The sequence below is a fragment of the Streptomyces sp. NPDC050759 genome, assembly GCF_044456945.1.
Taxonomy (GTDB): Bacteria; Actinomycetota; Actinomycetes; order Streptomycetales; family Streptomycetaceae; genus Streptomyces.
Map to the genome: position 1 here is coordinate 19,507 of NZ_JBITGI010000033.1, position 25,619 is coordinate 45,125.

A 25,619-nucleotide genomic window follows, 5' to 3' on the forward strand; every position below is an offset into this window, starting at 1 on the left:
CCCGCACCCCTGAGTGGGCCAGGTCAGCGAGGAGGGACACCCTCACCGGCGCCGCAGGGGAATCCCCGCTCAACCGCCGCAGGCATCCCCCGCTCAACCGCCGGAGGCAACCCGCAGGTCAGGGGCATTGTCAGTCCCCGGGTGCAGGATGGACGCATGGTCAGCCCAGCACACCGAGCCCTGAACGGCTTCTCGCCCGCCACCCGCGACTGGTTCACGGGTGCGTTCGACGCGCCCACCACCGCACAGGCCGGAGCGTGGCAGGCCATCGCAGAGGGCTCGGACGTACTCGTGGTCGCCCCCACCGGCTCCGGCAAGACCCTGGCCGCCTTCCTCGCCGCGCTGGACCAGCTGGCCTCCACACCCCCACCCGCGGACCCCAGGAAGCGCTGCCGAGTCCTGTACGTCTCCCCCCTCAAGGCGCTCGCCGTCGACGTGGAGCGCAACCTCCGCAGCCCTCTCACCGGCATCCGCCAGGAATCCGTCCGCCTCGGCCTCCCCGAACCCGAGATCAAGGTGGGCATCCGCTCCGGCGACACGCCCGCAGCGGAGCGCCGAGCCCTCTCCACCCGCCCCCCGGACATCCTGATCACCACCCCGGAATCCCTGTTCCTGATGCTGACGTCGGCGACCCGTGACGCGCTCACCGGCATCGAGACAGTGATCCTCGACGAGGTCCACGCCGTGGCCGGCACCAAGCGTGGGGCACACCTGGCCCTCTCCCTGGAGCGCCTGGACGAACTCCTCCCGAAGCCGGCCCGCCGCATCGGCCTCTCCGCCACGGTCCGCCCGGTGGACGAGATCGCCCGCTACCTCTCCCCCCAGCGCAAGGTGGAGATCGTTCAGCCGAAGTCCGGCAAGGAGTTCGACCTCTCGGTCGTGGTCCCGGTGGAAGACCTCGGTGAACTCGGCGGATCCCCGGTCGCCGAGGGCAACGAAGGCGCCGAACGCCCGTCCATCTGGCCCCACGTGGAGGAGCGCATCGCCGACCTCGTCCAGTCCCACCGCTCCACGATCGTCTTCGCGAACTCCCGCCGCCTCGCGGAACGCCTCTGCAACCGCCTCAACGAGATCGCCTACGAGCGCGCCACCGGCGAGCCCCTGGACGAACACCACGCCCCGGCCGAACTCATGGGCGGTTCAGGCGCGGCCCAGGGCGCACCCCAGGTCATCGCCCGCGCCCACCACGGCTCGGTCTCCAAGGAACAGCGTGCCCTGGTCGAGGAGGACCTCAAAGCGGGCCGCCTCCCCGCCGTGGTGGCCACCTCCAGCCTCGAACTCGGCATCGACATGGGCGCGGTGGACCTCGTCATCCAAGTCGAGTCGCCCCCGTCCGTGGCCTCCGGCCTGCAACGCGTCGGCCGCGCCGGCCACCAGGTCGGCGCGGTCTCCACCGGCGTGGTCTTCCCGAAGTACCGAGGCGACCTGGTCCAGGCCGCGGTCGTCACGGAACGCATGCGCACCGGCTCCATCGAGTCCCTCAAGGTCCCCGCCAACCCCTTGGACGTCCTCGCCCAGCAACTCGTCGCGATGACCGCGATGGACACCTGGCAGCTCGACGACCTCCTCGCTACCGTCCGGAGGGCGGCCCCGTTCGCCTCCCTCCCCGAGTCCGCCTTCACCGCGGTCCTCGACATGCTCGCCGGCCGCTACCCCTCCGACGCCTTCGCCGAACTGCGCCCGCGCGTGGTCTGGGACCGCATCGCCGGCACCATCACCGGCCGTCCCGGTGCCCAGCGCCTCGCCGTCACCTCCGGCGGCACCATTCCCGACCGCGGCCTCTTCGGCGTCTTCCTGGCCGGCTCCGACCCCAAGAAGGGCGGCGGAAGGGTCGGCGAACTCGACGAGGAGATGGTCTACGAGTCGCGCGTCGGTGACGTCTTCACGCTCGGCACCAGCTCCTGGCGCATCGAGGACATCACGCGCGACCGCGTCCTGGTCTCCCCCGCCCCCGGCGTCCCCGGCAGGCTCCCCTTCTGGAAGGGCGACCAGCTGGGCCGCCCCCTCGAACTGGGCCGCGCGGTGGGCGCGTTCCTCCGCGAGGTCGGCTCCCTGTCCAAGGAGGACGCCCGCCTGCGCCTCCTCGCCGCGGGCCTGGACGCATGGGCGGCGGACAACGTCCTGTCGTACCTGGACGAGCAGCGCGAGGCCTGCGGCCACGTCCCGGACGACCGCACCATCGTCGTGGAGCGCTTCCGCGACGAACTCGGTGACTGGCGGGTCGTCGTCCACTCCCCCTTCGGGGCCCAGGTCCACGCCCCCTGGGCCCTCGCCCTCGGCGCCAAGCTCTCCGAGCGCTACGGCATGGACGCCCAGGTCATGCACGCCGACGACGGCATCGTCCTCCGGCTGCCCGACGCCGACCTGATGAGCCTGGACCTCCTCGACCGGGACCCGAACACGAGCGGCACGGAGTACGACGCCGAACAGGCTCCGGTGGGCGCCGCGGACGTCGTCTTCGACAAGGGCGAGGTCGACCAGGTCGTCACCGACCAGGTCGGCGGATCGGCCCTGTTCGCCTCCCGCTTCCGCGAGTGCGCCGCCCGGGCGCTTCTGCTGCCGCGCCGCAACCCCGGAAAGCGCACCCCCTTGTGGCAGCAGCGCCAGCGGGCCTCCCAACTGCTCCAGGTGGCGAGCGAGTTCGGTTCGTTCCCCATCGTCCTGGAGGCGGTCCGCGAATGCCTCCAGGACGTCTTCGACGTCCCGGGGCTCGTCGAGCTGATGGGCGACCTGGAGTCCCGCAAGGTCCGCCTGGTCGAGGTCACCACCCCCGAGCCCTCCCCCTTCGCCCGCTCCCTCCTCTTCGGCTACGTCGCCCAGTTCCTCTACGAAGGCGACTCGCCCCTCGCTGAGCGCCGGGCGGCGGCCCTGTCGCTGGACTCCCGGCTGCTGGCGGAGCTGCTCGGCCAGGCGGAGCTGCGCGAGCTGCTCGACGCGGAGGTGCTGGCCGAACTGGAGCGGGAGCTCCAGTGGCTCGCCGAGGACCGCCGGGTGAAGGACACCGAGGGCGTCGCGGACATCCTGCGCGTCCTCGGCCCGCTCACGGACGCCGAGCTGGCCGAGCGGGGTGCCGAGCCGCAGTGGGCGCACGACCTCGCCGGAGCCCGCCGCGCGATCAAGGTCCGTGTCGCAGGCGCCGACCACTGGGCGGCGATCGAGGACGCGGGCCGCCTGCGCGACGCCCTCGGCACCGCGCTGCCGGTCGGCGTCCCGGAGGCCTTCACCGAGCCGGTCAAGGACCCCCTCGGTGACCTCCTCGCGCGCTACGCCCGCACCCACGGCCCCTTCACCTCGGCGACGGTCGCCACCCGCTTCGGGCTGGGCACGGCGGGCACCGAGGGCGCGTTGCAGCGCCTGGCCGCGAGCGGACGGGTCGTACAGGGCGAGTTCCACCCGGCGGGCATCGGCCAGGAGTGGTGCGACGCCACGGTGCTCCGCCGCCTTCGCCGCCGCTCCCTGGCGGCCCTGCGCCACGAACTCGAACCGGTGCCCCCGCCGGCCCTCGCCCAGTTCCTGCCGCAGTGGCAGCACATCGGCCGGGGTCATTCCCTGCGCGGCATCGACGGACTGGTGCGCGCCGTCGAGCAGTTGCAGGGCGCGTCCGTGCCCGCGTCCGCCCTGGAGAAGCTCGTCCTGCCGTCACGCGTCACGAACTACACCCCGGCCATGCTCGACGAGCTCACCGCCGCCGGAGAGATCGTGTGGGCCGGAGCGGGCGCCCTGCCCGGAAAGGACGGCTGGGTCTCCCTTTACCTGGCGGACGCCGCCCCCCTCCTGTTGCCACCGCCCCACCCCCTGGAGCTGACAGCCCTGCACCAGTCCGTCCTGGACGCCCTCACCGGCGGCTACGGCCTGTTCTTCCGCCAGATCGCCGACCAGGTGCGCGCCACCACCCACCCCGACGCCGCCGATCCCCAGCTGGCCGACGCCGTATGGGATCTGGCCTGGTCCGGGCGGCTCACCAACGACACCCTCACCCCCCTGCGCTCCCTCCTGGGCTCCGGCCGCACCGCCGGCTCCACCGCGCACCGCGCCAAACGCACGATCCCCCGCGGCCGCTACGGCTCCCTCACGGCCGCGGCCCGCCCCGCCTCCCGCACCGGCCCGCCGACCGTCGCCGGCCGCTGGTCCCTGCTCCCGCCACGGGAGGCCGATCCGACCGTGCGCGCCCACGCCCTGGCCCGCACACTCCTCGACCGGCATGGAGTGGTCACCCGGGGAGCCGTCTCGGCGGAAGGTGTGGAGGGCGGCTTCTCGGCGACATACCGCATCCTCTCCGCCTTCGAGGACAGCGGCCAGGCCCGCCGCGGCTACGTCGTGGAGGGCCTCGGTGCCGCCCAGTTCGCCATGGACGGCGCGGTGGACCGTCTCCGGGCCGTGTCCAACGCCCGCGACCGCGGGGAGCCGGTGCCGGACAGCGGCACTCCCGACATCTGGGGTTCCGGCTCGGTACCCGAGGCATCCGACGGCCCCGCACAAGGCGACACGGCGACCGAGGACTGGGACTGGACCCGCGCCTTCGACAATCCCGACGTCCCCGGACCCGAAGCAGGCCCCGACTTCACCTCCGGTTCGCCGTCCCCCGCTTCCCGCGACGAGTACGTCTCCCCGCGCGACTACCCACCCCAGCCCGCCCCCCAGCACTGGCAAGCCGCCCCCGGATACGGTTCCGGCTTCGGCAGTCGCAGGCACAACGCCTCCGACGCCTCCCGAGCCGTGGTCCTCGCCGCAGCCGACCCCGCCAACGCCTACGGCGCCGCCCTGCCCTGGCCCGACCCCCCGACCGAGGCCGGCCACAAGCCGGGCCGCAAGGCGGGCTCCCTCGTGGTCCTCGTGGACGGCGAGCTCACGCTCTATATGGAGCGCGGCGGCAAAACCCTCCTCGCCTGGCCCTCCGCCCCCGACACCACCCCCACCGACGACCCCCGCCTGCACACAGCGGCGGAGTCCCTCGCCGCTGCCGCCAAGGCCGGTTCCCTCGGCACGGTCACGGTGGAACGCATCAACGGCACCTCGGCCCTGACCTCCCCCCTGGGCGCCCTCCTGGAAACAGCGGGCTTCATCGCCACCCCGCGCGGCCTACGCCTGCGCGCCTGACGGCCCTCTCCGCCCCCGGCGGCCGCCAAGCCAAGGCCACCCACCCCGCACCCACCCCGCCCGCGCAACAGCCGACAGCAAGCACGCCCCCACCAAACCGCCCGCACGCGGGGAAGCCACCACCCACACCCTCCGCATACCCGCTCGCCCCTCCCCCTGCCACGCCTTACGCCTACGCGCATGACGGCCCTCGCCGCCCCGGCGGCCGCCAGCCAAGGCCACCCGCCACAACCCCGCGGCAACCGACAGCGAGCACGCCCCACAGGAACCACCCGCACCCGACGACGAAACCCGCACGCGTAGTACGAGTGGAACCCAACCCGCAGAAGCCCAAGCCACCACCCGCACCCTCCCCATGCCCGCTCCCCCCTCCACACCCCGCCCCCATGCCACCCTTGACCCATGCCCGAAGGAGACACGGTCTGGCAGTCCGCGAGACGCCTGCACAGCGCCCTCGCGGACAAGGTGCTGACCCGCAGCGACCTGAGGGTGCCGAAGTACGCCACAGCCGACCTCACAGGCCGCCGAGTCCTCGACGTCACTCCACGCGGCAAGCACCTCCTCACCCGCATCGAGGGCGGCCTGACCCTCCACTCCCACCTCCGCATGGACGGCTCCTGGAAGGTGTACGCAGAAAACCAGCGCTGGACCGGCGGCCCCACCCACCAGATCCGCGCGATCCTGGCCAACACCGACCGCACAGCCGTCGGCTACCGTCTCCCCGTCCTGGAGCTCCTGCGCACCACAGACGAGCACAAAGCCGTCGGCCACCTCGGCCCCGACCTCCTGGGCCCGGACTGGAACCCCGAGACGGCCCTGGCGAACCTTCTCCAGGACCCCGCCCGCCCTCTCGGCGAGGCCCTCCTCGACCAGCGCAATCTCGCCGGCATCGGCAACGTCTACAAGAGTGAACTCTGCTTCCTGCTCGGCGCCACCCCCTGGCTCCCCATCGGCGCCCTCCCCGCAGACCGCGCCGCTCAGCTCCCCGCGCTCGCCAAGAAGCTCCTGGAGGTCAACCGCGACCGCCCGGTCCGCAGCACGACCGGCCGCCGCGGCCAGGACCTGTTCGTCTACGGCCGCGCACCCCGCCCCTGCCTCCGCTGCCACACCTCCCTCCGCGTCGCCGACCAGGGCGACGGCTCCCGCGAACGTCCCACGTACTGGTGCCCGAACTGCCAAACCGGCCCCGCCCCGAGCCCCCACCGCAGGGCACCGAGCGGAACACACCCCAGAACCTCACGCCGTACGACCAATTGACGCTCCGTCAGAAACGCTCGTACCGTCGCTCCATGGCCGTCAGCGCGTACGACCTCACCGGACGCACCGCATTCGTCACCGGCGCCGCGAGTGGCATCGGCCGTGCGACCGCCGTCCTGCTCGCCGAGGCGGGCGCCACCGTGCACTGCGCCGACCTCGACGCGTCGGGGCTGCACGAGACGGCGACCCTGATCAAGGACGCGGGCGGTACCGCCCGCACCCATCCCCTCGACGTCACCGACCGCGAACAGCTCCACCAGGCCGTCGCCTCCTGCGAGCGCCTGGACGTGCTGGCCGCGGTCGCCGGAATCATGCACAGCAGCCCGGTCCTGGAGACGAGGGACGAAGACCTCGACCGCGTCCTGAACGTCAACTTCAAGGGCGTGCTCCACGCCTGCCAGGAGGCGGCCCGCCTGATGCTGGACCGGGAGACGGGAGGCAGCATCGTCACGATGGCCTCCGGCGCCGTGGACACGGGCGGACCCGGGCTGCTCTGCTACGGCGCGGCCAAAGCAGCCGTGGTACAGCTCACGAAGACCCTGGCCACCGAGGTCGGCCGGTACGGCATCCGGGTCAACGCGATCGCGCCCGGCTGGATCCGCACTCCCATGACCGACCGCCACGACGAGGAGGCACAGGCGCACACCGAGGCACTGATGTCCCGCATGTCACCGCTCAGGCGCGTCGGCGAACCGGAGGACATCGCTCACGCCGTGCTCTACCTGGCCTCCGACGCCTCGTCCTTCATGACGGGCCAGATCATCCGCCCGAACGGCGGGGTGGCGATGCCGTGGTAGCCGCACCCGCCCCACCGGAGCGCCCGGCCCCCGCGGGCCTCCCCGCCCGCCACGCCTGACGCCATCGCCCGGCGCCCACGGCTCCCGCGGCCCGCCCCTTCGGCACACAGTGCACCGGCAGCAGGCTCAGCCCCCACCCGCCCGCCGCGATCGCTCCTTCGAGCCCCCCGGCGTCCGGCGTCAGCACCAGCCGCGCCACGGCCCACCACCACAGCGCCCCGAGCCCGAGCGTCACCCCCCGGCGTACTGTCGGCCCCGCCATGCAGCCACCTCCAGCCCGGACGCTAGACCGCCGCCGCACCCACGGGGAGGGCGCACCAAGGGCACACGGACGCACCGAAGCGGCCGTCGCTCCAAGATGCACGAAAACCCCGACCGGCGCCTCTCCAGTCCAGCTGGAGAAGCCCGTCCGGGGCCTCGCAGACTTGCTCTCGGCGTGCCGTCAGCTCATGGCACACCGAGCGTGAGCGTCACGCCGCTACGACGTCCACCGCTTCGCTGGGCGCCTTGATGGTCACCCGTTCCGGTGGCACACCCTTGACCGAGACGGAACCCAGCATCGGGCGCACGCCTGCCGGTACCGGCGCGCTGGGCGTGGCCGCAGCGGACTGGGCCAGCTCGGCGAGGGCGAGCTCGTCGCTCACTTCCCGCATGAGTTCGGACATCCGTACGTCCAGCGCGTCGCAGATCGCGGACAGCAGCTCGGAGGAAGCCTCCTTCTGCCCCCGCTCCACCTCGGAGAGATAGCCGAGTGAGACTCGGGCGGACGAGGAGACTTCGCGCAGAGTACGGCCCTGGCGTTGGCGCTGCCGACGCAGCACGTCACCCAGTAGGCGACGGAGCAGAATCATCGGTGGCTCCCTCCTCGGACCGCGTAGCCGCATCCTTCACGCCCCACCGTACCGCCTTGCGCCGCGGCCGTGCGGGGAGCGATGTCGTGTTCACTCAGGGCTGCAAACATCAAAACCCCCCGTTCCGTTCCGTATCCTGTGCCCGCTCATTCCCGGTCTGTTCGCTCGCAAGCTCCTCCAGGAGCAGTGCGAGTACGCTCCGTACACTCTCCATACGAATTTCCGCGCGGTCGCCGTTCAACCGCAGCGCGGTCACTTTCCCGCCACCCACTGCGTCGGAAGCGCCCACGGTGGGCCCGTCGACAGCCACGAAAACCGTTCCGACGGGCTTGCCGTCCTGCGGTTCCGGGCCCGCGACTCCGGTGGTCGCGATGCCCCAGTCGGCGCCGAGTGCCTTGCGCACTCCGACCGCCATCTGGGCCGCGACCTGCGGATCCACCGCGCCTCGCTGAGACAGCAGGGCGGCGTCGACACCCAACAGCTCATGCTTCAGTTCGGTGGCATAGGCGGTCACCGACCCCCTGAACGCCTGGGACGCCCCGGGAGCCGCTGTGATTTCCGCCGCAACCAGTCCGCCGGTGAGCGACTCGGCGACCGCGAGCGTCTGACCCTTCACGGTGAGTAGTCGCACCACTTGGGCGGCCGGGGAATTCACGCTTCCGTCTCCTCCAACGCCGCCTTGCGCTCGGCGATTCCCTGCCGGCGCAGCACAATGGCCTGTCTCACATAGTCGAGCCCGGTCACGACGGTCAGCACGACCGCCACAGCCATCACCCAGAACCTGGCGGTGGCCAGCCACCCCGTCAGCGCCAGGATGTACATCCCTACGGCGATGCCCTGGCTGAGGGTCTTGAGCTTGCCGCCACGGCTCGCCGGGATCACGCCGTACCTGATGACGAGGAAACGCAGCAGGGTGATCCCGAGTTCCCTGCCGAGGATGACGATCGTGACCCACCACGGCAGGTCTCCGAGCCCGGAGAGACAGATCAGCGCCGCCCCCATGATCGCCTTGTCGGCGATGGGGTCGGCGATCTTCCCGAAGTCCGTGACGAGGTTGTAGGCGCGCGCCAGGTGTCCGTCGAACAGGTCGGTGATCATGGCGACCGCGAAGGCCGCCCAGGCGAACGAGCGCCACGCCGGGTCGTACCCGCCGTCGGCCAGCATCAGGGCGACGAAGCCGGGGACCAGGACCAGCCGGAGCATGGTCAGCAGATTGGCGACGTTCCAGACGCTGGCCTGGTTGACCGCCGCGGCCGCGATCTTCCCACCGCGCGCGGTCTTCGAACCGGAGTCGTTGCCGTCCCCGGAAGCCGCGCCGGCAACGACACCGGCCGGGGGGACGGCACTCGCGCGTACCTCGGCAGCCGTACCGGGGACCGGATCCGACGGAGCGCTGGGGGCCACACCGGAGGCGGCACCCGAGACGCCGCCCGCCGGTCCGCCCTTCGCGGCGGAGGGGCCACCCGCAGCGGACGCCGGAACTCCGGTCATCTGCCCGCCTCCTCACTACACCCGAGCGAGCCGTCGAGCGGCTCGGCCACCAGGTCGACACCTTCCGTACCGACCACCTTCGCCTCGACCATACGACCGACGCTCAGACCTTCGCCGCTCGTGAGCAGCACCTGGCCGTCGGTCTCCGGCGCCTGGTGCGCGCCTCGGCCGTACACGCCCTCGTCGTCGATGGACTCGACCAGGACCTGCACGGTCTCGCCGACGCGCTCCTCGGCGCGCTGCGAGACGAGTTCTTCGGCGAGCCGGGAGACACGTGCCAGCCGCTCGGCGACGACGTCCTCGTCCAGCTTGTTCTCGTACGTCGCCGCTTCGGTGCCCTCCTCGTCGGAGTACCCGAAGACGCCGATGGCGTCCAGTCGCGCGCCGTTCAGGAACCGCTCCAGCTCGGCGAGGTCGGCCTCCGTCTCGCCGGGGAAGCCCACGATGAAGTTGGAGCGCACACCGGCCTCGGGGGCCTTGCCCCGGATGGTGTCGAGCAGCTCGAGGAAGCGGTCGGTGTCGCCGAAGCGGCGCATCGCGCGCAGCACGTCGGGGGCCGAGTGCTGGAAGGACAGGTCGAAGTAGGGCACCACCTTGGGCGTGGACGTCAGCACGTCGATCAGGCCCGGCCGCATCTCGGCGGGCTGGAGGTAGCTGACACGCACGCGTTCCAGGCCGTCGACCTCGGCGAGCTCGGGCAGGAGGGACTCGAGGAGTCGGATGTCGCCGAGGTCCTTGCCGTACGACGTGTTGTTCTCGGAGACCAGCATGATCTCCTTGACGCCCTGCTCGGCCAGCCAGCGCGTCTCGTTGAGGACGTCCGAGGGGCGACGCGAGATGAAGGAGCCGCGGAAGGACGGGATGGCGCAGAAGGAGCAGCGCCGGTCGCAGCCGGAGGCGAGCTTCACGGAGGCGACCGGGGAGCCGTCCAGACGGCGGCGCAGGGGCGCACGGGGACCGGAGGCCGGGGCGAGACCCTCCGGAAGGTCGGCGGGAGCCGCCTCGGGGGCTTCGGCGGCCGGCCCGTGTCCGGGCAGTGCGACGGAGGCCGCCGACTCCTGCCGCTGGGCCGGGCTGATCGGCAGCAGCTTGCGCCGGTCGCGGGGGGTGTGCGCGGCGTGGATGCCGCCGCTGAGGATCGTCTGCAGCCGGTCGGAGATGTCGGCGTAGTCGTCGAAGCCGAGCACCCCGTCCGCCTCCGGCAGCGCCTCGGCGAGGTCCTTGCCGTACCGCTCGGCCATGCAGCCCACGGCCACGACGGCCTGGGTTCTGCCGTGCCCCTTGAGATCGTTGGCCTCGAGGAGGGCGTCGACGGAGTCCTTCTTGGCGGCTTCCACGAAGCCACAGGTGTTGACGACGGCGACGTCCGCGTCGGCGGCGTCCTTCACGAGATCCCAGCCGTCCGCCTCCAAACGGCCTGCGAGCTCCTCCGAGTCCACCTCGTTGCGGGCGCAGCCAAGAGTGACGAGTGCGACGGTACGGCGTTCAGGCATGGGCTCAAGACTACTTCGTCCCACTGACACCCCACGTCGACGGGGTTGGCCGATCCTGGCCAACCCCGTGACGGCACAGCGAACGGATCCCTATCCGACCTGCGGGTCGCCCTTCGTGTACGTCAGGCGCTCCACGGCCCCGGGCTGCCAGTCGTCGTCGATCTTCTTGCCGTTCACGTACAGCTGGATCGCCCCCGCGTCACCGAGGACCAGGTTGATCTTGTCGCTGTCCTGGAAGGTCTTGGTGTCGCCCTGTGTGAGCAGTCCGTCGAAGAGGGTCCGGCCGTTGTGGTCCTTGGCGAGGATCCAGCTCTTTCCGTCGGCGGCGCTGACCTGGACGGTCACCTTGTCCTGGGGTGCCGCCGCGATGGCGCTGTCGGTCGGCGTGGGCGTCGGCTTGGGGTCCTTGGTGGTCTTGTCGGACTTGGGCGTCGGAGACTTGCTGGTGGCGGGCGTGGTGCCGTCGGCGACCTGTGTCGTGCCGCCGTCGTCTCCGCCCTTGAAGGCGGTGAACCCGACGAAGCCGACCACGGCGACGATCGCGGCGACCATGGCCGCGGTCCAGTTGGGCCCGCGGCGCTCGGGACGGATGCGTTCCGCCTCGAACAGCGGAGCGGCCGGGGTCGGGGCCGGACGCCCGCCGCCGTGATCGGCGGCGAACTGGTCCAGCAGGGGGGCCGGATCCAGGTGGACGGCCTTGGCCAGGGTCCGGATGTGGCCCCGGGCGTACACATCACCCCCACAGGGGGCGAAGTCGTCCGCCTCGATGGCATGCACGATGGCGATGCGGACCCTGGTGGCGTTGCTGACGTCGTCGACGGTCAACCCAGCCGCGATCCGCGCCTGTTTCAGGGCGTGGCCGACGGAGAGGCGGTCTTCCTGTCGGTCGTCTTCGAACGGACGCTCGTCTTCAGGGGAGTTGCCGATGGACACGGGGGCGCCTTTCGAGCGTTTAAGCCACCTGTGCTGGAGGTTCAGTCTAGGGGGGGTGCGAAAGGGTGGGGCAACCGGGCGGTGGGACTTTGTACGCCATCGGAATGGCCGGGCACGCCGATGGTGGAGCAGCAGCTTTTCGCTTCCCTCAACTTGACGTACGCCGAAGGGAAACGGTTGCTCAATGATCCCTTACGGGTGAGTCACGATCGAACATCGGTGGCCGCACCCGTGTCGGGCTCTTCTCAAGCCTCCCCGCGGATCACCGCGAGCACTCCGTCCAGCTCGTCAGCCTTCACAAGAACGTCACGAGCCTTGGACCCCTCGCTCGGTCCGACGATGCCCCGGGACTCCATGAGGTCCATCAGACGCCCCGCTTTCGCGAACCCGACCCGCAGCTTGCGCTGGAGCATCGAGGTCGACCCGAACTGCGTGGAGACGACCAGCTCGGCAGCCTGGCACAGCAGGTCGAGGTCGTCGCCGATCTCCTCGTCGATCTCCTTCTTCTGCTTCGTGCCCACGACGACGTCGTCCCGGAAGACGGGCGCCATCTGGTCCTTGCAGTGCTGGACGATCGCCGCGACCTCGTCCTCGGTCACGAACGCGCCCTGCATACGGGTGGGCTTGTTGGCCCCCATCGGCAGGAAGAGCCCGTCGCCCTTGCCGATCAGCTTCTCGGCGCCGGGCTGGTCGAGGATGACCCGCGAGTCGGCGAGCGAGGAGGTGGCGAAGGCGAGCCGTGAGGGCACGTTCGCCTTGATCAGGCCGGTGACGACGTCCACCGACGGCCGCTGCGTGGCGAGCACCAGATGGATGCCGGCCGCGCGCGCGAGCTGCGTGATCCGCACGATCGCATCCTCGACGTCCCGCGGGGCGACCATCATCAGGTCGGCGAGCTCGTCGACGATCACCAGCAGATACGGGTAGGGCTGGAGCTCGCGCTCACTGCCCTCGGGCAGCTTGACCTTGCCGTTCCTGATGGCTTCGTTGAAGTCGTCGATGTGCCGGAAGCCGTACGCGGCCAGGTCGTCGTAGCGAAGGTCCATCTCCCGTACGACCCACTGGAGCGCCTCGGCGGCCCGCTTCGGGTTGGTGATGATCGGCGTGATCAGGTGCGGGATGCCCTCGTAGGCCGTCAACTCCACGCGCTTGGGGTCGACGAGGACCATACGCACGTCCTCCGGGGTCGCGCGGACCATGACGGAAGTGATCAAGCAGTTAATGCACGACGACTTACCGGAACCGGTGGCTCCGGCGACCAGGACGTGCGGCATCTTGGCCAGGTTGGCCATGACATAGCCGCCCTCGACGTCCTTGCCGAGCGCGACCAGCATGGGGTGCTCGTCCTCTGCGGCCGCCGCGAGGCGCAGCACGTCACCGAGGTTGACCATCTCCCGGTCGGTGTTCGGGATCTCGATGCCGACCGCCGACTTGCCGGGGATCGGGCTGATGATCCGCACATCGGGGCTGGCGACGGCGTACGCGATGTTCTTGGCCAGCGCGGTGATCCGCTCGACCTTCACGGCGGGGCCGAGCTCGACCTCGTAGCGGGTGACCGTCGGCCCGCGCGTGAAGCCGGTGACGGCGGCGTCGACCTTGAACTCCGTGAAGACGTTCGTCAGTGAGGCGACTATGGCGTCGTTGGCCGCGCTGCGCGCCTTGCCGGGGCCGCCGCGCTCCAGGAGGTCGAGCGAGGGCAGCGCGTAGGTGATGTCGCCGGACAACTGGAGCTGCTCCGCGCGCGGGGGCAGTTCGCCGGGGGCCTCGGGAGCGGGCTTGGTGAGGTCGGCGACCTCGACCTTGAGCTTCTCCTGCTTCGGCCGCGCGTCCTGCTTGGGCCGGGCGGCCGGGACGGGGGTGGGTACCGGGGTCGTCTCCACGCGGTCGCCCACGCTGACGCCCTGGGTGAGATCGGCGACCAGCGCCGAGGGCGGCAGGCCGTGCATGACGACGCCGTCCAGATCCGCGGCGGCGGCCGCGGCGATGTCCACGGCGTCCATCCGCCGGTCCATCGCGGGCTGCGGCACCGCGGAGCGCCTGGGGCGCCCACGGCGCTGCGAGAGGGCCTCCTGCTCCGCTCCGTCGGGATCGTACGACTCGGGCGCGGGACCACGCCTGCGACCGCGCGCGGGCAGCGCCTCGCGCCACTGCTCGTCGTAGCGCTCGTCGTCCTCGCCGAGTTCGTCCTCCTCCGGGTCGGGGAGGATCCCGAGCCGCACGCCGAGCTCCCGCAGCCGCCGCGGGATGGCGTTGACCGGGGTGGCCGTGACGACGAGCAGCCCGAAGACCGTCAGCAGGACGAGCAGCGGTACGGCGAGGACCTCGCCCATGGTGTACGTCAGCGGGGTCGCCGCTCCCCAGCCGATGAGGCCGCCGGCGTCCCTTATCGCCTGCATGCCGTCGCTGCGGGCGGGCGCGCCGCAGGCGATGTGGACCTGTCCGAGCACGCCGATGACGAGCGCCGACAGGCCGATCACGATGCGGCCGTTGGCCTCGGGCTTCTCGGGGTGCCGGATGAAGCGCACGGCGATGACCGCGAGCAGTATCGGCACGAGCAGGTCGAGTCGGCCGAAGGCGCCGGTCACGATGATCTCGACGAGGTCGCCCACCGGGCCGCGCAGGTTCGACCAGGTTCCGGCGGCCACGATCAGGCCGAGGCCGAGCAGCAGGAGCGCCACGCCGTCCTTCCGGTGCGCGGGGTCGAGGTTCTTCGCGCCCTGCCCTATGCCGCGGAACACCGCGCCCACGGCATGGGCCAGGCCGAGCCAGACGGCCCGGACGAGACGGTAGACGCCCCCGGTCGGGCTGGGCGCCGGCTTCGGCGGCGGGGCCTTCTTCGCCGCGGGCTTCTTGGCGGGCGCCTTTTTTGCCGGTGCTTTCTTCGCCGCAGCCTTCCTCGCCGGACCCTTCGCGGGAGCGGCAGCCTTCTTGGCGGGCTGCTTCTTGGCTGCGGAGGGACGTGAGGCCATAGGTGCGAGGTTACCGGTGGAGACGACCGCGGACACGTGTGCCCACTGCTTCACCCGTTCGTGTCGCTTCTGGAGAGGTGCCGAACTGACGCGGGCTCAAGGGGTCCGGCGGCGAGCGTCAGTTCTGCGAAGGCACCGACGGCGAACTCCCGGTGCCCGGCTCCAGCGCGTCCAGCGCCCGCCGCAACCCCGTGAGTTTGCGTTCGAGATGGGCCGCGGTGGCCACCGCGGCCGCGTCCGCGGACTCGTCGTCCAGTTGCTTGGAGAGCGCCTCGGCCTGCTCCTCGACCGCGGCCAGACGCGCGGACAACTCGGCGAGCAGACCCGCCGGCTCCTTCGCGTCCCCTGCCGCCGCCTTGCCTCCGCCGCCCTCCAACTGGAGCCGCAGCAGCGCCGCCTGCTCCCGCAGCTGGCAGTTCTTCATATAGAGCTCGACGAACACCGAGACCTTCGCCCGCAGCACCCACGGGTCGAACGGCTTGGAGATGTAGTCCACCGCCCCGGCCGCGTACCCCCGGAAGGTGTGGTGCGGCCCGTGGTTGATCGCGGTGAGGAAGATGATCGGGATGTCCCGGGTCCGCTCCCGCCGTTTGATGTGCGCCGCGGTCTCGAAACCGTCCATGCCCGGCATCTGGACGTCCAGCAGAATCACCGCGAAGTCGTCCGTGAGCAGTGCCTTGAGTGCTTCCTCCCCGGACGATGCCCGCACCAGTGTCTGATCGAGCGCGGAGAGGATGGCCTCCAGCGCGAGCAGATTCTCCGGCCGGTCATCGACCAGGAGGATCTTGGCCTTCTGCACCATGGCCCGCCCTCCTCGCCCCGGATGTGCACCGGGCGCCGCCGCTGGGGACGACTCCCTTTCGCCGCCCGTCCTTGTGCCGGTCATCGTAGCCGCACCCTGTCTGTCGCCACACCCTGTCACCGTGATGTCACTGTGCACGTAGCAGAAACGTAGCGGGAGACCAGAAGGTTCCCCGAATCCCGTACTTCTACACGGCGTCGGGCACACTCCGTCAGCAACTCCGCGTCAACTTCGCTGATTCTCATCACTCCCCCCGCATCCACTGTTCCATCACCGACAGCAGATGATCGGGATCGACCGGCTTGGTCACGTAGTCGGAGGCTCCCGACTCGATCGCCTTCTCGCGGTCACCCTTCATCGCCTTGGCGGTCAGCGCGATGATCGGAAGCCCGGCGAACTGCGGCATCCTGCGGATCGCATTGGTCGTCGCGTACCCGTCCATCTCGGGCATCATGATGTCCATCAGGACGACCGCCACGTCCTCGTGCTGCTCCAGCACCTCGATACCCTCACGGCCGTTCTCCGCGTAGAGCACGGACAGTCCGTGCTGCTCGAGGACGCTGGTGAGCGCGAAGACGTTGCGGATGTCGTCGTCGACGATCAGCACCTTCTCCCCGCCGAACCGGATGCCCCGGCGTGGCTGCGGCGCGGCCTGGTGCTCCACCGCCGACCACTGGTCCGGCTGTCCGATCCGCTGTTCGAGGGCGGGTGCGGTCCTGCGACGGCGCCGGAAGAGCGCCGCGGCACCGTTCTGTGTCTCCTGGTACGACCTCACCTCGGCCGGCGTCTCGACCTCGGCCCCGGTCCGCCCGTGCTCCGACGTGGACGCCACCAGATCGCCGGCCTCCAGGGCGGGCATGGACTGCTGGTAGCCCTGCGGCGGCAGTTCGCTGGGGTGCAGCGGCAAATACAGCGTGAATGTCGAACCGCGACCGGGCTCGCTCTGCGCATAGATCTCGCCGCCGAGCAGCTGCGCGATCTCCCGCGAGATCGACAGCCCGAGGCCGGTGCCGCCGTACTTGCGGCTGGTCGTGCCGTCTGCCTGCTTGAAGGCCTCGAAGATCACCCGCATCTTGCTGGCCGCGATGCCGATCCCGGTGTCGGTCACCGAGAACGCGATCAGGTCGGCGCCCGGGTCGCGCAGCGAACCGGCCTCGAGCAGTTGCTCCCGGATCGCCACCGGTACGTCCCGCCCGGCGGGCCGGATGACCAGCTCGACGGCTCCGGAGTCGGTGAACTTCACCGCGTTGGACAGCAGGTTGCGCAACACCTGGAGCAGCCGCTGTTCATCGGTGTGCAGCGTGGCGGGCAGCTCGGGCGAGACCCGTACGGACAGGTCCAGGCCCTTCTCCGCGGTCAGCGGCCGGAAGGTGGCCTCCACGTAGTCCACGAGCTGCACGAGCGCGATGCGCGTCGGGGAGACGTCCATCTTGCCCGCCTCGACCTTCGACAGGTCGAGGATGTCGTTGATCAGCTGCAGCAGGTCGGAGCCGGCCCCATGGATGGTCTCGGCGAACTCGACCTGCTTCGGGGTGAGGTTGGAGTCCGCGTTGTCGGCGAGCAGTTTGGCGAGGATCAGCAGCGAGTTGAGCGGTGTACGCAGCTCGTGCGACATGTTGGCCAGGAACTCGCTCTTGTACCGCATGGATACGGCGAGCTGCTCGGCACGCTCCTCCAGGACCTGCCGCGCCTCCTCGATCTCGGTGTTCTTCACCTCGATGTCGCGGTTCTGCTGGGCCAGCAGCTCGGCCTTCTCCTCCAGTTCGGCGTTGGACGCCTGGAGGGCCTTCTGCCGGTTCTCCAACTCGGCCGACCGCTCCCTGAGTTGCTCGGTCAGCTCCTGCGACTGCTTCAGCAGTACCTCCGTCTTGGTGTTGACGGAGATGGTGTTGACGCTGGTCGCGATCATCTCGGCGATCTGGTTGAGGAAGTCCTTCTGGATCTGCGTAAAGGGTGTGAAGGAGGCCAGCTCGATGACACCGAGCACTTTGCCCTCGAACAGCACCGGGAGGACGATCACTTGCGCGGGCGGCGCCTCTCCGAGTCCGGAGGAGATCTTCAGGTAGCCGCTGGGCGCGTTCTCCACCAGGATCGTGCGCTTCTCCTCGGCGGCCGTCCCGATGAGCGCCTCACCCGGCCGGAACGACGTCGGCATCGAGCCCATCGAGTAGCCGTACGACCCGAGCATCCGCAGCTCGTACTGCTCCTCGGCCTCGGCACTCATGTCCTTGCCGTCCAGGAGCGGCATCGCGACGAAGAACGCGCCGTGCTGCGCGGTCACCACCGGCGTCAGCTCGCTCATGATCAGCGAGGCCACGTCCTCGAGGTCCCGGCGGCCCTGCATGAGCGCCGAGATACGGGCCAGGTTGCCCTTGAGCCAGTCCTGTTCCTTGTTGGCGATCGTGGTGTCGCGCAGGTTGGCGATCATCTTGTTGATGTAGTCCTGCAGTTCCTGGATCTCGCCGGACGCGTCCACGTCGATCTTCAGGTTCAGGTCGCCTCGGGTCACCGCGGTCGCCACGCGCGCGATGGCTCGCACCTGCCGGGTAAGGTTTCCTGCCATTTCGTTCACGGACTCGGTCAGGTCGCGCCAGGTGCCGTCGACGTCACGCACGCGTGCCTGGCCGCCGAGCTGTCCCTCGGTCCCCACCTCGCGGGCGACTCGGGTGACCTCCTCGGCGAAGGAGGACAGCTGGTCGACCATGGTGTTGATGGTGGTCTTGAGTTCGAGGATCTCACCGCGGGCGTCGATGTCGATCTTCTTCGTCAGGTCGCCCTTGGCGATGGCCGTGGTCACCATGGCGATGTTCCGCACCTGACCGGTCAGGTTGGACGCCATCTGGTTCACGGACTCGGTGAGGTCCTTCCAGGTGCCGGCCACACCGGGCACCCGCGCCTGGCCGCCGAGGATGCCGTCCGTGCCCACCTCTCGGGCCACCTTGGTGACCTGGTCGGCAAACGAACTCAGCGTCTTCACCATGGTGTTGAAGGTGTCGGCGAGCTGCGCGACCTCGCCGCGCGCCTCGATCGTCACCGTCCGCGTCAGGTCGCCGTTGGCGACCGCGTTCGCGACCTGGGAGATGTTGCGCACCTGCATGGTCAGGTTGTTGGCCATCAGGTTCACGTTGTCGCTGAGGTCCTTCCAGATGCCCGTGACACCCGGAACCCGCGCCTGACCGCCCAGCTGGCCCTCGGTGCCCACCTCACGGGCCACCCGGGTCACCTGCTCGGCGAAGGACGACAGCTGGTCGACCATCGTGTTGACGGTGGTGACGAGCTCGAGGATCTCGCCCTTGGCGTCGACGGTGATCTTCTTCGAGAGGTCACCCTTGGCGACCGCGGTGGTGACCTCGGCGATGTTGCGCACCTGGATCGTCAGGTTGTTCGCCATGAAGTTCACGGACTGGGTGAGGTCCTTCCAGGTGCCGGAGACACCCTGTACCTCGGCCTGGCCGCCGAGGATGCCCTCGGTGCCCACCTCACGGGCCACCCGCGTCACCTGGTCGGCGAAGCTGGACAGCTGGTCCACCATCGTGTTGAGGGTGTTCTTCAGCTCCAGGATCTCGCCGCGCGCGTCCACGTCGATCTTCTGCGACAGGTCACCCCGGGCCACCGCGGTGGCCACCTGGGCGATGTTGCGCACCTGGGCAGTAAGGTTTCCTGCCATTCCGTTCACGGAGTCGGTGAGGTCACGCCACACACCGGCTACGCCGGGCACCTGCGCCTGGCCGCCGAGGCGTCCTTCGGTGCCCACCTCACGGGCCACCCGCGTCACCTGGTCGGCGAAGGCGGAGAGCTGGTCGACCATCGTGTTGATGGTGTTCTTCAGCTCCAGGATCTCGCCGCGCGCGTCCACGTCGATCTTCTGCGACAGGTCACCCCGGGCCACCGCGGTCGTCACCTGGGCGATCTGCCGCACCTGAGAGGTGAGGTTGCCGCCCATGAAGTTGACGGAGTCGGTGAGCTCCTTCCACGTACCGGACACGCCCGGCACGACGGCCTGACCGCCCAGCCGGCCCTCGGTGCCCACGTCCCGGGCCATCCGCGTCACCTGGTCGGCGAAGGCGGAGAGCTGGTCCACCATCGTGTTCACGGTGTTCTTCAGCTGGAGCATCTCGCCGGAGACGTCCACGGTGACCTTCTGCGAGAGGTCACCGTTGGCCACCGCCGTCGTCACCTGGGCGATGTTCCTCACCTGTCCGGTGAGATTCCTGAACGCCGTGTTGACGGAGTCGGTGAGGTCCTTCCAGGTACCGGCGGCCCCGGGCACCTGCGCCTGGCCGCCCAGTTCACCCTCGACACCGATCTCGCGCGCCACGCGCGTGACCTCGGCACCGAACGCCGACAGCTGGTCCACCATCCCGTTGACGGTGTTCTTGAGCTCCAGCATCTCGCCGGCCACGTCGACGGTGACCTTCTGCGACAGGTCACCGTTGGCCACCGCCGTCGTCACCGCGGCGATGTCCCGCACCTGCGTGGTGAGGTTCCGGAAGACCGTGTTCACCGAATCGGTGAGGTCCTTCCACGTTCCTGCCGCACCCGGCACGTTCGCCTGCCCGCCGAGCTGTCCCTCGGCACCGACCTCGTTGGCCACGCGGGTGACCTCGTCCGCGAAGATCCGCAGCGTCTCGGTCATCTGGTTGATCGTGTCGGCCAGCTGCGCGACCTCGCCGCGTGCGGAGACCGTCACCTTCTGCGACAGGTCACCGCTGGCGACCGCCGTGGTCACCTGGGCGATCCCGCGCACCTGGGCCGTCAGATTGCCGGCCATGAGGTTCACCGAATCGGTGAGGTCCTTCCACACCCCGGCCACACCCGGCACCTGCGCCTGGCCGCCGAGCTCGCCCTCGACGCCCACCTCGCGCGCGACGCGGGTCACCTCGGAGGAGAAGGAGGAGAGCTGGTCCACCATCGTGTTGACGGTGTTCTTCAGCTCCAGCATCTCGCCGGCCACGTGAACCGTGACCTTGCGGGACAGATCACCCTTGGCGACCGCAGTGGTCACCAGCGCGATGTCCCGCACCTGGGCCGTCAGCCGGTAGGCCATCGTGTTGACGGACTCGGTCAGGTCCTTCCAGGAACCCGACATGCCACGCACGCGTGCCTGTCCGCCGAGCTTGCCCTCGGTGCCGACCTCGCTGGCCACGCGCGTGACCTCGTCGGTGAACGTCGACAACTGATCGACAAGGTTGTTCACAGTCCGCCCGACCTTCAGGAACTCTCCGCGCAGCGGATGCCCCGTCCCGTCCGGCGCCTGCGTCCTGAGTTCCATACGGGGTGACAGATCACCCTCCGCCACCGCGGACAGCACCCGGCCGACCTCGGAGACGGGCCGTACGAGATCGTCCACGAGCGCGTTGGAGGCATCGATGGCGGACGCCCAGGAGCCCTCACAGGCGCCTGTTTCCAGCCTTTCCGTGAGCTTGCCCTCACGGCCCACCATGCGCCGCACCCGTGACAGCTCACCCGTCAGATGGAGATTGCGGTCGGCCACCTCGTTGAAGACCGCCGCGATCTCCGACATCACGCCATCGCCGGACACCGTGAGCCGCTTGCGGAAGTTCCCGTCCCGCATCGACACCAGTGCCGCCAGCAGCCGGTTCAGGGCAGCCGTGTCCACCGCGGTGGTCCCATTGCGCGGTTTGCGCTGGTTGCTCGGGGACTGTCCGCCTTTCGCGCGCGTTTTAGTGCCCCGCGTCGCTGCGCCAGACTCCACTGTGTCCCTCCCGCAGGGGTCGACCGTTACTGCTGTGCTCAGGTGCTGCTGCGCGGCGCACCGGTGGCTGCCGCGTCCTTCTGCTTACTACAGCGTTATTTCCATCGGGCATACAAAGCCGCACCACGGGCTGCTGCCCGCCGTACACGCACGCCACTCGGCCTGCCCGAACCTTCTTCAGGAGCCTGCCCAGTGTTTCACCCCGGTTGAACCCGGCCATAACAGTTCGGCAGCTTCGCACATCGTCCGCACACCCTCCGGACGGAAACACTGCAGACCGGCATCCGCATGGCCGTCGAAGGTAAGTAACCTTGCATGCGGCTGTCCAGCCGAGCCGGTCCGTCCGGCCTGGACGGTGGCACGAGCACGAGCGGGCATCGGAGGGCGGCCGCACACATGACCACCGGACTGGTCCCCGGGGGACAGACCCCGGACCCCCGGCCGACGGGCGGCCTGCCGCAGCAGCGGCACGAGCCGGTCGGCCAGGCAGCCCTGCACGTCGACAACCGGCCGAGGAGTTCTGTGATCACCGCGCGCGCGGCCGCCAGCTTCGAGCCTGTCGGTCGATCGGTAGCGACCGCCCGCTCCTTCGTCCGCGACACCCTCCAAGGATGGGGCTTCGCCGACATCGTCGACGACGCGGTGGTCCTCACCAGCGAACTCGTCACCAACGCCGTGGTGCACGCGGGCACCTCCGCGGACGTTCTGTGCCTGCGCAGCGACGACGGTGTACGGATCGAGGTGGGCGACCGCTACCCCGAGCGCGAGATCCCCCTCCAGGGGCAGGCCGTCACCATGGGCAACCTCGACCGCGAGGGCGGCCGCGGCCTCCAGCTCTGCGCCGCGCTCGCCGGCCGGTGGGGCGTCGAGTACACACCCACCCACAAGCAGGTCTGGTTCCAGCTCGATCTGCCCGAACGCACGGTGGGCACCCGCACGGCAGGCCCGTCCCTGCCCGCGGACCTCCTCCCGCTGGCGGACGGCCGCGTCCGCGTCGCCGTCATCCAGATCGACCGTGCGTGCGCCATCAGCTCGTGGAACGAGGACGCCGAGGAACTCTTCGGTTACGCCGCCGAACAGGTCATCGGCAAGCCCCTGACCGACCTCGCGGCCTGGCCGCACACCCCCGGCACCAGCACCGGAATCGCCGAGGCCCTCCAGCTCTCGCGATGGGAGGGCAGTTACGGCATCAGGGCGGCCAACGGTCGCGTCACCTCCGTCTACGCCTCCCACCTGCGCGTCCGCGACACCGGCGGAGAACCCTCCACGGTCTGCCTCCTGGTGCGCGACCACGAGCGCGCCGTCCTGCAGACCCCGTTGCGCATGCCCGCCTCCGACACGAGCACCTCCTCCGACGGCCAGAGCACCGACCCCTTCGAGGTGTTCATCGGCTCCCCGGCCCCGGACGACCTCGACGGCCTCCTCCAGCGCACTGTCGAACGCGCGCGCGACATGCTCGACGGCGACTCCGCCTTCCTGCTGCTCGCAACCGACGACGAGACCGAACTGGAGGTCCGCGCCTCCACCGGCCTGCCCTCCGCCCGCCAGCGCTTCGCGCGCGTGCCCGTCGAGGGAGGCCCCGGCCGCTACGGCTCCGCCCGCATGCCGGCCGTCCACGACGACCTCGCGGCCGTACCCGGTGCGGTTCCGCTCCTGAGCGGCACCGGCATGCGCTCGGTGGTCACGGTCCCGCTGAAGGTCGAGGGCCGCCTCACCGGCTCCCTCGGCGTGGCCGCCGAAGGCCCCGGCAGATACTCGAACGAAGAGGCCCTTCGCCTCCAATTCGCCGCCGACCGCATCGCGTTGGCGGTCGAGTCGGCCCGCCTGGGCGAACTCGAACGCCTGCGCCGCGGCTCCCTGAGTTTCCTCGTCGAGGCCTCCGACCTCCTCGCCGGCACCCTGGACCGCGACCAGACCCTGGCCCTCATGGCCCAGATGACCGTCCCCACCCTGGCCACCTGGTGCGCCGTCTACACGATCGCCGACCAGGCCTCGGATCCCTATCTGTCGTACGTCCTCCACGAGGACGAGGAACTCATCGACGGCATCAAGTCGTTGCTGTCGAAGATCCAGCCCCCGGACCCGGTCCCCACCCCTGGTGCCCGCGTCTGGTCGGCGCCCGGCGAGGCTGCGCACCAAGCGGCTCTGCGCAGCTCCATGCGCAGCCTCGGACTCAGCGGCGGCCCCACCCACCAGATCGCCTCCGGGATCGGTCCCACGCTCGCCACAGCCTCTGCGGTGGGCGGCGAGACCGTCGTCCTCCCGCTGGTCGCCCGCAACCGCGTCATCGGCATGCTGACCCTCGGCAAGCCCGCGGACGAACACTTCCGCCAGGAAATCCTGGAACTGGCCGAGGACTTGTCCCGCCGGGCCGCCCTCGCCCTGGACAACGCCCGCCTCTACTCCGAGCGCACCGCCATCAGTCAGTCCCTCCAGCGCAGCCTCCTGCCGCCCGAGCTCCCCGACATCGAGGGCGTGGAGGTCGAGGTCATCTACCGCGCGGCCGGCGAGGGCAACGAGGTCGGTGGCGACTTCTACGACGTCTTCCCCATCAGTGACGGCGCCTACGGATTCGCCATCGGCGATGTCTGCGGTACGGGTCCGAACGCGGCGGCGGTCACGGGCCTCGCCCGGCATGCCCTCAGGCTGCTCGCTCGCGAGGGCCTCAGCGGCCCGGCGGTCCTGGAGCGCCTGAACTCCGCGATCCTCGACGAGGGCGCCCGCAGTCGCTTCCTGACCCTCCTCTACGGCGAGCTGTGGCCGCAGGAGGACGGCAGCGCCCGCCTGAAGGTCGTCTGCGCCGGTCACCCCCTGCCGCTCCGCCTGCGCCAGAACGGCACCGTCGAACCGGCCGCCGAACCCCAGCCGCTTCTCGGCGTCATGGAGGACCTGGAGCTCTACGAGCAGACGGTCACCCTCGACCCGGGCGATGTCCTCCTGTGCGTCACGGACGGCGTCACCGAGCGCCGCGAAGGCACCCGCATGCTGGGCGACGACGGTCTCGCCGACGTCCTCACCACCTGCACGGGCCTGACGGCCGGCGCGGTCGCGGCCCGCATCATGCGCGCGGTCGAACGCTTCGCCTCCGATGCCCCGTCCGACGACATGGCGATCCTGGCGATGCGCGTCCCGGGCCTGCACACGGACTGATAAAGGCACGAAAAAGGCCCCGCCCGAATGGGCGGGGCCTTTTGGCTGGAGCCCCCTAACGGAATCGAACCGTTGACCTTCTCCTTACCATGGAGACGCTCTGCCGACTGAGCTAAGGGGGCTTGTCGCTTTCGAGGTTTCCCTCGCGGCAACGGAAGAGATCATACCCCGAACAGACCCGTGCTCCCAACTCGCTCAGAAAGCAGGCTGAAGCAGTCCTCCGAGCGCATTGCACGCGGCCACGACCCGCTGCATGTCCCGCTTGGTCAGCGAAGCGTCCACCGGCAGCGCGAGCGTCTCGTCGGCGGCCCGCTCGGTCTCCGGCAGCGACACACAACGCCGGAATTCGGGCAACCGGTGCACGGGCGTCTTCACCGGCACCCGGCAGTCAACCCCCTTGCTCCGCAGGGCCCGAGCGAAAGCGTCCCGGTCCGGCCGTCCGTTGCCGGGCACCCGCACCACATACTGCTGATAGGTGTGCCCGTCCCCACCATCGGGCGTGCGCACCCCGCGCAACTTCCCATCGAGGTAGCAGGCTCGCTCCCGACGCTGAGCGATCTCGTCGTACGGCGCCTCGGACTCGCCCTCCTGCAGCACCAGCAGCCCGTGCCGCTGCCCCAGCGCGAGCAGCCGCGCCATGTCGGCCGGTCGCCCGAATCGGTGTACGACAACGACGGCCGCCGTCCGCGGAGTTACCGCCGCTTCGACAGCGGAGGCGTCAAGGCAGTAGCTGACCGGATGTATGTCCGCGAACACCGGAAGCGCACCCGCGAGTGTCACCGCCTCGGCGACCTCGACGTTCCCGAAGGCCGGCACGACGACCTCGTCACCGACTCCGACGCCGGCGGCCCTGAGCATTGCAGCAGTACCCATGCCTCGGATGGTGGTTGCGCAACGTGAACTTCAAGTGACGCACAACAAAAAAGGGTTGGACCCCGAACCGAAGTTCAGGATCCAACCCTTTGAAGAATTGTTCGGCGGTGTCCTACTCTCCCACAGGGTCCCCCCTGCAGTACCATCGGCGCTGTAAGGCTTAGCTTCCGGGTTCGGAATGTAACCGGGC

General features: G+C 70.1%; 13 protein-coding genes, 1 tRNA gene and 1 rRNA gene. 4 read left to right on the plus strand and 11 right to left on the minus strand.

What is annotated here, in order from left to right; translation table 11 throughout:
- Window positions 1–156: 156 nt before the first annotated feature.
- The 3 genes from ACIBJB_RS46900 to ACIBJB_RS46910 all read left to right on the plus strand — a co-directional run bounded on the left by ACIBJB_RS46900 (window position 157) and on the right by ACIBJB_RS46910 (window position 7,151).
- Window positions 157–5,097, plus strand: a complete 4,941-nt coding sequence (locus tag ACIBJB_RS46900; RefSeq protein WP_398940289.1) for an ATP-dependent helicase — start codon at window positions 157–159, stop codon at window positions 5,095–5,097.
- A gap of 402 nt (window positions 5,098–5,499) precedes the next feature.
- Entirely contained in the window at window positions 5,500–6,354 is an 855-nt protein-coding gene (locus ACIBJB_RS46905) for an Fpg/Nei family DNA glycosylase (protein ID WP_398940290.1), read from the plus strand.
- A gap of 32 nt (window positions 6,355–6,386) precedes the next feature.
- On the plus strand, window positions 6,387–7,151 hold the full coding sequence (locus tag ACIBJB_RS46910) for an SDR family NAD(P)-dependent oxidoreductase (RefSeq protein WP_398940291.1): 765 nt from the start codon (window positions 6,387–6,389) through the stop codon (window positions 7,149–7,151).
- Between the two features lie 470 nt (window positions 7,152–7,621).
- Here ACIBJB_RS46910 and ACIBJB_RS46915 read toward each other — a convergent pair whose 3' ends face one another.
- The 8 genes from ACIBJB_RS46915 to ACIBJB_RS46950 all read right to left on the minus strand — a co-directional run bounded on the left by ACIBJB_RS46915 (window position 7,622) and on the right by ACIBJB_RS46950 (window position 21,406).
- Entirely contained in the window at window positions 7,622–8,002 is a 381-nt protein-coding gene (locus ACIBJB_RS46915; protein WP_057613316.1) for a helix-turn-helix domain-containing protein, read from the minus strand.
- A gap of 109 nt (window positions 8,003–8,111) precedes the next feature.
- Entirely contained in the window at window positions 8,112–8,657 is a 546-nt protein-coding gene (locus ACIBJB_RS46920; RefSeq protein ID WP_398940292.1) for a CinA family protein, read from the minus strand.
- Window positions 8,654–9,493, minus strand: a complete 840-nt coding sequence (gene pgsA / locus ACIBJB_RS46925; RefSeq protein WP_398940293.1) for a CDP-diacylglycerol--glycerol-3-phosphate 3-phosphatidyltransferase — start codon at window positions 9,491–9,493, stop codon at window positions 8,654–8,656. Before pgsA ends, ACIBJB_RS46920 begins: the two co-directional genes overlap by 4 nt.
- Window positions 9,490–10,986, minus strand: coding sequence for a 30S ribosomal protein S12 methylthiotransferase RimO (rimO, locus tag ACIBJB_RS46930; RefSeq protein ID WP_398940294.1), 1,497 nt, complete (start codon window positions 10,984–10,986; stop codon window positions 9,490–9,492). The genes pgsA and rimO overlap by 4 nt, the downstream gene beginning before the upstream one ends.
- Window positions 10,987–11,076: 90 nt before the next feature.
- Entirely contained in the window at window positions 11,077–11,919 is an 843-nt protein-coding gene (locus tag ACIBJB_RS46935) for a helix-turn-helix domain-containing protein (RefSeq protein ID WP_057613320.1), read from the minus strand.
- 245 nt (window positions 11,920–12,164) lie between these two features.
- Window positions 12,165–14,888, minus strand: coding sequence for a DNA translocase FtsK (locus ACIBJB_RS46940; protein WP_398940295.1), 2,724 nt, complete (start codon window positions 14,886–14,888; stop codon window positions 12,165–12,167).
- 118 nt (window positions 14,889–15,006) lie between these two features.
- Entirely contained in the window at window positions 15,007–15,690 is a 684-nt protein-coding gene (locus ACIBJB_RS46945) for a two-component system response regulator (RefSeq protein ID WP_057613322.1), read from the minus strand.
- A gap of 244 nt (window positions 15,691–15,934) precedes the next feature.
- Complete coding sequence (locus ACIBJB_RS46950; RefSeq protein ID WP_398940296.1) at window positions 15,935–21,406, minus strand: HAMP domain-containing protein; 5,472 nt, start codon at window positions 21,404–21,406, stop codon at window positions 15,935–15,937.
- Between the two features lie 396 nt (window positions 21,407–21,802).
- On the opposite strand from ACIBJB_RS46950, the gene ACIBJB_RS46955 reads away from it, so the two are divergent.
- A complete protein-coding gene (locus ACIBJB_RS46955; RefSeq protein ID WP_398940297.1) occupies window positions 21,803–24,556 on the plus strand; it encodes a SpoIIE family protein phosphatase in 2,754 nt (917 codons plus the stop codon).
- A gap of 46 nt (window positions 24,557–24,602) precedes the next feature.
- On the opposite strand, the gene ACIBJB_RS46960 is transcribed toward ACIBJB_RS46955, so the two are convergent.
- The 3 genes from ACIBJB_RS46960 to rrf form a co-directional block, all read right to left on the minus strand.
- Window positions 24,603–24,678: transfer RNA gene (locus tag ACIBJB_RS46960), tRNA-Thr, on the minus strand.
- Window positions 24,679–24,751: 73 nt separating this feature from the next.
- A complete protein-coding gene (locus ACIBJB_RS46965) occupies window positions 24,752–25,414 on the minus strand; it encodes a DegT/DnrJ/EryC1/StrS family aminotransferase (RefSeq protein ID WP_398940299.1) in 663 nt (220 codons plus the stop codon).
- A 114-nt stretch (window positions 25,415–25,528) separates the two neighbouring features.
- A 5S ribosomal RNA gene (gene rrf / locus ACIBJB_RS46970) occupies window positions 25,529–25,619 on the minus strand; the annotation flags it as partial.